Source organism: Caminibacter sp., from assembly GCF_053999135.1.
On record NZ_JBMXVQ010000002.1, the window covers coordinates 1 to 6,838 of the forward strand.

The following is a 6,838-nucleotide window of genomic DNA, read 5'->3' on the forward strand; positions in this document are numbered from 1 at the left end:
ATAATTGCTTCTATTTTTTTCATAAAGACTCCTTTAATGATTTTATTATTGCAATTGTATTATACGAAGGAAAGAAAAAAAAAGGAAAGAGTGTTTAAATTTTATACATTCTAAATGGAAATTATCACTTGATTTGAAAGCGTATATTAAAAAAGAGTTATAGGATTTTGATTTTTCCTATAAGCTCTTGTGCTTTTTTTAGCGCTTCTTTTGAGGTTTTATCACTTACCAAAAGCACTCCCATTCTTCGTCCCGGATGAGCTTCTGGTTTTCCGAATACGATAAAGCGGCTATTATCACTAAAAACTTCAGGGTCAATTTCAAATGTAGGTATATAGCTATCTTTGTCGGCTTTAAACGCAGCAGAGGCTCCCGGAGTTAAAAATTCAAATCCAAGAGGCAGGTTAAGGACTGCTCTTATGTGAAGAGCAAATTCGCTTTGTGACTGAGTAATAAGGGTCACAAGTCCTGTATCATGAGGGCGAGGGCTGACTTCACTAAAATATACCTCATCTCCTTTTACAAACAGCTCAACCCCGAAAATTCCTCTGCCTCCGAGTCCTTCTACGATTTTACGTGCGATTTCCTGAGCTTTTTGTAAAGCCGTTTCGCTCATTTCCATTTCCTGCCATGAGAAGATGTAATCCCCTCCGCTTTGAATGTGTCCGATTGGCGGGCAAAATACTATTTCGCTGTCGTTTTTAGCGGTTAAAAGCGTAATTTCATAATCAAAATCGATAAACTCTTCTACAATCAGTTCATCCGCACTTCCCCTTGCATCCGCTTTTGCGAATTCCCATGCGGTAATTACTTCTTCAGGAGATTTTACAATGCTTTGTCCATGCCCTGATGAGCTCATAATAGGTTTTACAACAAGAGGATATCCCAGTTCATCACACGCTTTTTTTAAATCTTCATAGGTTGATACGAATTTGTATTTTGAGGTTTTAAGTCCAAGTGTTTCGGCGGCAAATACTCTAATATTTTTTCTGTTCATGGTTTTATTTACAGCCTCTGCGTTTGGAATAACATGTATTCCCTCTTTTTCGGCTTCAAAAAGAGCTTCTATGTTTATAGCTTCTATTTCAGGCAGTACAAAATCCGGTTTTTCCCTTCTTATAACATCAAGTACCTGTTCTTTGTTTTTCATATTAATTACATATGATTTTTGAGCAACGAGCATTGCAGGGGCGTTTGGGTATCTGTCAACTGCGATTATTTCACATCCAAGGCGGTTTGCCTCAATCGCCACTTCTTTTCCAAGTTCTCCGCTTCCAAGCAGCATAATTTTAATTGAATTTGATTTTAGCGGTGTTGATAGTTTCATTTTCTTCTCCTTAAAATTTTAAATACTTTTTCAAAGTCAATTTTTGTTTTGCAAGGTAAGTTAAATTCAAAAGTTTCTTTACTAAATTCTCCTACTTTTTTAAAGCCGTTTTCGTTTTTAAAAATTCTGGCTTTCAAAAAGTTAGGATATACTAAAATATAATATTTTACACCTTCTTTTTCATAAATCTCTTTTTTTATTTTTTCATCTCTTTTTGCAGTTGATTTGCTTACAACTTCTACTACTATTTCAGGAGGTTTGATAATAAAATCACTTTCAATTGAACATATAAAACTTACATCAGGTTTTACAACTGTATCTTCTTCAATAATCCAATCTTCTTCCATTACGGCTATACACTCTTCACACTTTTTGTTGGAATTTAATTCAGTAGCGATATTTGTTGCTACTATTTGATGTGAAATCACAGGACTTGGCGCCATTGCAAGAGGCATTCCTCTAATTAATTCCCAATTGCCTTCCCAATTTTTATAATCTTCGTATGTATAATATTCAATCAAGCACATTTTTTACCTTTTCTTGATATATATCAAAAAAATTTTTTTTAGTTACTGATATTATACCACACATAAAATATTCTATAAGGAGATAAAATGAGACTAAATGAGTTTTCAATAGGCGATGAAGGAATAATTAAAAAAATATATGCAAAAGAGCCTTTAAAATCAAAACTTCTTTCAATGGGTATTACAAGAGGGGAAAAGGTAAAGGTTTTAAAACACACTTTGGCAAAAAATACGTTTGATATAGAAGTAGGCAATTCAAGTATTGCTCTAAGAGAAGAAGAAGCTAAGCAGATTGAGGTTGAAAAAATATAAGGAGAAGCAATGAAAGAGATTAAGGTAGCATTGGTCGGTCAGCCAAATGTCGGAAAGAGTCATCTTATCAATTCAATTTCGGGCGCGACTTTGCATGTCGGAAATTTTAGTGGGGTTACGGTTGAAAAAAAAGAAGTGGAATTTGAAAGAAGAGGATACAAAATAAAACTTATAGACCTGCCGGGGACTTATTCTCTTCATCCTTACACTCCGGAAGAGCAGGTTACAAAAAATTATCTTTTAAATGAAGAGTATGATTTGATTTTAAATGTAATAGATTCAAATCAGCTTGAAAAAAATCTTGCATTTACATGGCAAATTGCAGATATGCAGCATCCTATGGTAGTTGCTTTTAATATGTATGACGAATACGCAAGACAAGGTGGCGAAATAGATACAGATAAATTTTTTACTTTAACAAATATTAGGGCTGAGAATGTATCCGCAAAAGAAAAATTTGGGCTTGAAGAGCTTTTTAATAAAGTAATTAAAACATATGAGGAAAAAAACACACCAAGAGTTTATTATTCAGAAATTGTCGAAGAAGAGATTGAAAATTTAAAAGAAAAAATAAAAGATTGTAAATTTTCTAAAAGATTTGTAGCAATTCGTCTCATAGAAGACGATGAGGATATTTATAAAATTATTCATGAAAAGCCGTGGTATAGTGAGCTGCTTGATGTTTTAAAAGCGGCAAAAGAGAGATTAAGAGTTGAATATGACGAAGAAGATACCAAAACTATAATGTTTGAAGAGAGGTTTGCTTTAAGCAAAGGAGTTGTAACTCAAATAGCTAAAAAAGCAAAAAAAGAGACACTTACGGAAAAAATAGATAAAATCTTAATTCATCCAATCTTAGGACTTCCAATATTTTTGTTTATTATGTGGGCTATTTTTCAGGCAACTTTTAGTTTAGGAAGTATTCCAATGGATTATATTGACGCAAGTTTCGGGGCGTTTGGAGAATGGGTTGGAGGATTATTGCCTGAAGGGTTTATAAAAGATGCTGTGGTTAATGGTGTTATTCCGGCTGTCGGTGCGGTTGTTATGTTTTTGCCAAACATCTTAATTTTATATCTTGGAATTAATTTAATGGAGCAGACCGGATATATGGCAAGGGCTGCTTATGTGATGGACGGGGTGTTAAAGAGATTCGGGCTTCAGGGAAGGTCGTTTATTCCGCTTGTAAGCGGGTTTGGGTGCAGTGTGCCGGCATATATGGCCGCAAGAACGCTAAAAAATCCAAAAGACAGACTAATAACCATGCTTGTAATAGGGTTTATGAGCTGCGGTGCAAGACTTCCTGTTTATGTGTTGTTTGTAAGCGCGTTTTTTGCTCCTGAAATTCAGGGAAATGTTTTGTTTGCCATATATATCGGAGGAGCGTTAATGGGGTTGATTGTAGCTAAAATTTTAAGGGCTGTTTTGTTTAAAGGCGAACCGGAGCCTTTTGTAATGGAACTTCCAAAATACAGATTTCCAAAAATTAAAGCCATTCTTTTTGATTTATGGATTAAAACAAAAATGTATCTTAAAAAAGCCGGGACATTTATTGCGACTGCAAGTTTGATTATTTGGTTTTTAAGCTCATATCCTGCACATGAAAAAGAGCTTCAAAATATTCAGGATAGTGAAAAACAGGCATATATTCTTGAGCATTCATATTTGGCGGATATAGGGAGAGCGATTAATCCTGTGTTTGAACCTCTTGGATTTACATGGAAAGAGAGTGTTGCAATATTAAGTGGACTTGCTGCAAAAGAGGTGGTTGTTTCGACTATGGCGGTACTTTATCATACTCCTGATAGTGATGAGACAAGCAAGGAGCTGATTGAAACTATTAGAAAAAATATTCCTTTTGCAACGGCTGTTGCGATTATTTTAATAATTATGTTTTATTCACCTTGCCTTGCGGCAATGGGGACATTTTGGGCTGAAGTTCCTCAATGGCAGTGGAGACTTTTTTATACTATTTATCCGAATGTTTTTGCTTATATTGCGGCATTAATAGGTTATATGATAGCTAGTTAAGTAATTCAAATAGAACATTCTTTAAGAGTCGGGAGGTCAATTTTTAATTTTTCAATTTCGTCTAAAGCTGCTTTTTTAAAGCCTTTCACTTCTTTTATGGAATATAAAACTTTTTTTCCTTCTCTTTTTGACTTTAAAAATCCGGCGTCTTTTAAGATTTTCAGATGCCTTGAGAGGCGGGACTGAAGCATATTAAAACTTGCTTCAAGTTCGCATACGCATCTTTCGTTATATTTTAATAAGAATTTTAATATTTTTATTCTCGTTTCGTCTTTAAGAGCAGATACGGTTTTTAAAAATTCCTCCATTTTCATCCTTTGAAAATGTTTTTTAGATTTCTAAGAGTATTGACTAAGGTTATGGTCCATAAGAAAAACAGTAACCAAAAAATAATAAATCCCAAAATATCAATTATTTCAATATTAAGAGTTTTTGCTATTAAATGAGTGGATGCCGTATATGCGCCCAGAGGGAATATAAACGCCCACCATGCGATTGAATAGTTAAGCTCTCTTTTTTTAATGTATCTTAATGTCATTATAATGGACATTCCAAGCCACCAAAGCCCGAATCCCCAAAAAAGCAGTGCAAAAATATAAAACGGTTCTTTATCTGTTATGAAAGATGTTTTTGAAACGATATTTATCAAAGCGATGTTTCCGGCCCCAATCGGACCTAAATTAATCCATACGGTAGGAGCTACTTTTCCCGGAAGCGGAGAGTGAAGAATAAGTCTGTAAACGATGATTGCCAAAAGAGCAAGGTACAAGAAAAATCCTCCTCCCCATCCTAAAACATTTATTAATGTAATAATTTCCTGATAAATTCCATTATTTAAAGGCTCAAAAAACGCCCCGGCTATCGGAATTACGATTAATCCCACCGGTGGAATATACCATCCGGGATTAATATGGTGGATTTCTATGTTTTCATGACAAAACATTATAAAAGAGATTAAAAACGCAAAAAATATGGTAAGCAGAGCCCCGGCGAGCCAGAAAATTTCAGCGAATTTAAAATTATGGAAAATAATAATAAACCCTCCCGCAATTACAAGCATTGCAATAGCAATTGTAGGATAAAATGCTGAGGTTACCGGATGGAAAAGGTCTTTTTTCGCGTTTTCAAAAAATAAAAGCCATCTTAATGTCCATAAAACCAGAAAAATAAAAAACATACCTACATTAAAATAAAAAAGCCCTTTTGATAAAGGTAATAAAAACGGTAAATAACCGCTAAAAAGCTTACAGCTTACCGCAAGTATTCCCGTTCCCATTATACTTGCAAACCATGAAGGTGCGAAATTTTTAATGTAATTCATATGACCCTCCTCAATTTATTTATAATTATACCACTAATATGTAAACATATCAAGATATGTTGATGTGTTTGTGCTAATCCTTTATATTAATTTAAACTTATTGTGATATTATTTCATAACGCATTAAAAATATTATTTTTTACTTCAAAGGAGATGAATGTATCCGGGAATAACAGTTATAAAAAGAGACGGCAGACGCGAGCCGCTTGATATCAGCAAGATAAGAAAATATACGATGGCCGCCTGTGAGGGACTTGATGGGGTTGATTACAGTGAACTTGAACTTGACGCAAAACTTCAGTTTCGTGACGGAATTACCACTGAAGAGATTCAGGATACCTTAATAAAAACAGCGGTCGATAAGATAGATATAGACAGACCAAACTGGAATTTTGTGGCGGCAAGACTATTCTTATATGATTTATACCACAGGGTTACGGGATTTAGCGGTTATAATCATCTTAAGGAATATTTTGAAAAAGGCGAGAAGGCCGGAAGAATTATACCGGGATTAAAAGAAAAATATGACCTAAATGATTTAAACGATTATATTAAACCCGAAAGGGATTTACAGTTTACTTATCTTGGTATTAAAACTCTTTATGACAGATATATCATAAAAGATAAACATGGAAATCCGATAGAGCTTCCTCAGCAGCTTTTTATGGGCGTTGCTATGTTTTTGGCTCAAAACGAAACAAATCCTGATAGTATTCCTGAAAATGACAGGGATAACATTGATTTAAACGACCCTAAATCAATCAGGGGGTATTGGGCTAAGAAGTTTTATGATGTTATTTCTAAATTCGAAGTAATGGTGGCAACGCCGACGCTTTCTAATGCAAGAACTACCCGCCATCAGCTCAGCAGCTGTTATGTGGGAAGTATGAACGATAATATAGAAGGAATTTTTGACGATTATAAAGAGATGGCTCTTTTATCAAAATTCGGCGGCGGAATAGGCTGGGATTTTAGCAAAATAAGAGCTCTAGGCAGTTTTATCGACAATCACAAAAATGCGGCCGGAGGGGTTATTCCTTGGCTTAAAATTACAAATGATATTGCTATTGCCGTTGACCAGCTTGGTACTAGAAAAGGGGCTATAGCCGTTTATCTTGAGCCTTGGCATATGGATATTTTGGACTTTTTGGATTTGAAGAAAAACAGCGGAGAAGAAAGAAGAAGAGCTCATGACCTTTTTCCGGCTTTATGGATTCCGGATTTATTTATGAAAAGAGTACAAGAAGACGGTCTTTGGACTCTTTTTGACCCGTATGAAACGGGGGACTTGACAGACCTTTACGGAGAAGAGTTTGAAAA

The 6,838-nt window shown here is 34.8% G+C and carries 7 protein-coding genes; 3 read left to right on the plus strand and 4 right to left on the minus strand.

The window, feature by feature from the left end; genetic code table 11:
• Positions 1–157: 157 nt before the first annotated feature.
• On the minus strand, positions 158–1,327 hold the full coding sequence (gene purT, locus ACXJH6_RS00030; RefSeq protein ID WP_456469712.1) for a formate-dependent phosphoribosylglycinamide formyltransferase: 1,170 nt from the start codon (positions 1,325–1,327) through the stop codon (positions 158–160).
• The gene (locus ACXJH6_RS00035; protein WP_456469713.1) at positions 1,324–1,854 is read right to left on the minus strand and encodes a Uma2 family endonuclease; all 531 of its coding nucleotides are present in this window, start codon (positions 1,852–1,854) and stop codon (positions 1,324–1,326) included. The genes purT and ACXJH6_RS00035 overlap by 4 nt, the downstream gene beginning before the upstream one ends.
• Before the next feature lie 87 nt (positions 1,855–1,941).
• Between ACXJH6_RS00035 and ACXJH6_RS00040 the strand changes: the two genes are divergently transcribed.
• Together ACXJH6_RS00040 and feoB are read left to right on the plus strand one after the other, a co-directional pair.
• The gene (locus ACXJH6_RS00040) at positions 1,942–2,166 is read left to right on the plus strand and encodes a FeoA family protein (protein ID WP_456469714.1); all 225 of its coding nucleotides are present in this window, start codon (positions 1,942–1,944) and stop codon (positions 2,164–2,166) included.
• Between the two features lie 9 nt (positions 2,167–2,175).
• A complete protein-coding gene (gene feoB / locus ACXJH6_RS00045; RefSeq protein ID WP_456469715.1) occupies positions 2,176–4,197 on the plus strand; it encodes a ferrous iron transport protein B in 2,022 nt (673 codons plus the stop codon).
• 5 nt (positions 4,198–4,202) lie between these two features.
• Here feoB and ACXJH6_RS00050 read toward each other — a convergent pair whose 3' ends face one another.
• Both ACXJH6_RS00050 and ACXJH6_RS00055 read right to left on the minus strand, forming a co-directional pair.
• Positions 4,203–4,505, minus strand: coding sequence for an ArsR/SmtB family transcription factor (locus ACXJH6_RS00050; RefSeq protein ID WP_456469716.1), 303 nt, complete (start codon positions 4,503–4,505; stop codon positions 4,203–4,205).
• A 2-nt stretch (positions 4,506–4,507) separates the two neighbouring features.
• The gene (locus ACXJH6_RS00055) at positions 4,508–5,518 is read right to left on the minus strand and encodes a TDT family transporter (RefSeq protein ID WP_456469717.1); all 1,011 of its coding nucleotides are present in this window, start codon (positions 5,516–5,518) and stop codon (positions 4,508–4,510) included.
• A 169-nt stretch (positions 5,519–5,687) separates the two neighbouring features.
• Between ACXJH6_RS00055 and ACXJH6_RS00060 the strand changes: the two genes are divergently transcribed.
• Positions 5,688–6,838 (plus strand): ribonucleotide reductase barrel domain-containing protein (locus tag ACXJH6_RS00060; RefSeq protein WP_456469718.1); only part of this gene is annotated, 1,151 nt, incomplete at its 3' end.